The following is a 1,521-nucleotide window of genomic DNA, read 5'->3' as shown; positions in this document are numbered from 1 at the left end:
AACAAAAAAGCCCCCGCATGATTTGCGGGGGCTTTGTGGTGTTCTGCTGTAGGGCCGGTCAGTAACGGTAGTGTTCCGGCTTGAAGGGACCTTCCGGGGTGACGCCGATATAGGCGGCCTGCTCGGGGCTGAGCGTGGTCAGCTTGACGCCGATACGCTCCAGATGCAGGCGGGCGACCTTCTCGTCCAGATGCTTGGGCAGGATGTAGACCTCGTTTTTATACTCCTCACCGCGGGTCCACAGCTCGATCTGCGCCAGAACCTGGTTGGTGAAAGAGGCCGACATCACAAAGGACGGGTGACCGGTGGCATTGCCGAGGTTCAACAGGCGCCCTTCGGACAGAAGGATGATGCGGTTGCCCGAGGGCATCTCGATCATATCCACCTGTTCCTTGATGTTGGTCCACTTGTGGTTCTTGAGGTTCGCCACCTGGATCTCATTGTCGAAGTGGCCGATGTTGCCGACGATGGCCATGTCCTTCATCGCGCGCATATGCTCGATGCGGATCACGTCCTTGTTGCCGGTGGTGGTGATGAAGATATCGGCGCTGGAGACCACGTCTTCCAGCAGCACCACCTCAAAGCCGTCCATCGCCGCCTGCAGAGCGCAGATCGGGTCCGCTTCGGTGACCTTCACGCGGGCACCCGCGCCGCGCAGAGAGGCCGCCGAGCCTTTGCCCACGTCGCCGTAGCCGCAGACCACCGCGACCTTGCCGGCCATCATGGTGTCGGTGGCGCGGCGGATGCCGTCGACCAGGCTTTCCTTGCAGCCGTATTTGTTGTCGAACTTCGACTTGGTGACCGAGTCGTTCACGTTGATCGCCGGGAAGGGCAGCTGACCCTGTTTCACCAGCTCGTAAAGGCGATGCACGCCGGTGGTGGTCTCTTCGGAAACGCCCTTGATCGCGTCGCGGGTCTTGGTGAACCAGCCGGGGCTTTCCTTCATGCGCTTCTGGATCTGCGCCTTGATCGCGGCTTCTTCCTCGGAGCCGGGTACCGGGATGATGTCCTCACCTGCTTCGGCGCGGGCGCCCAGCAGCACGTAGAGCGTCGCATCGCCGCCATCGTCGAGGATCATGTTGGCACCTTCGGCGAACTGGAAGGAGCGGTCGAGGTAATCCCAATGCTCTTCCAGGGTCTGGCCCTTGATGGCGAAGACGGGAATGCCTGCCTCGGCAATCGCCGCAGCGGCGTGATCCTGGGTCGAGAAGATGTTGCAGGATGCCCAGCGGACATCGGCGCCAAGCGCCACCAGGGTTTCGATCAGCACCGCGGTCTGGATGGTCATATGCAGGGAGCCGACGATACGGGCACCTTTCAGCGGCTTGCTGTCCCCGTATTCCGCGCGCAGGGACATCAGCCCCGGCATTTCGGTTTCCGCGATATCCAGTTCCTTGCGGCCAAACCCGGCCAATGCGATGTCTTTGACGATGTAATCCGTGCCCATTGGCAACTCCATTCTGGCTCAGCCTCAACTTGGCCACGCACTTAACACCGCAACGCTTTACAAGCAATGAAACC

Annotated in this window: 1 protein-coding gene; it reads right to left on the bottom strand. The window is 60.9% G+C overall.

Annotation, left to right across the window (positions count from 1 at the left end; genetic code table 11):
• Nucleotides 1-58: 58 nt before the first annotated feature.
• Nucleotides 59-1,447 (bottom strand): adenosylhomocysteinase, encoded by a 1,389-nt coding sequence (gene ahcY / locus SM765_RS22970; protein ID WP_065272031.1) that lies wholly within the window; start codon nucleotides 1,445-1,447, stop codon nucleotides 59-61.
• Between the last annotated feature and the right edge of the window lie 74 nt (nucleotides 1,448-1,521).

Origin of the sequence: Pseudophaeobacter sp. 1A09344, from assembly GCF_041008745.1 — a bacterium.
GTDB lineage: Bacteria > Pseudomonadota > Alphaproteobacteria > Rhodobacterales > Rhodobacteraceae > Phycobacter > Phycobacter gallaeciensis_A.
This window is presented reverse-complemented; position numbering and strand designations above follow the sequence as displayed.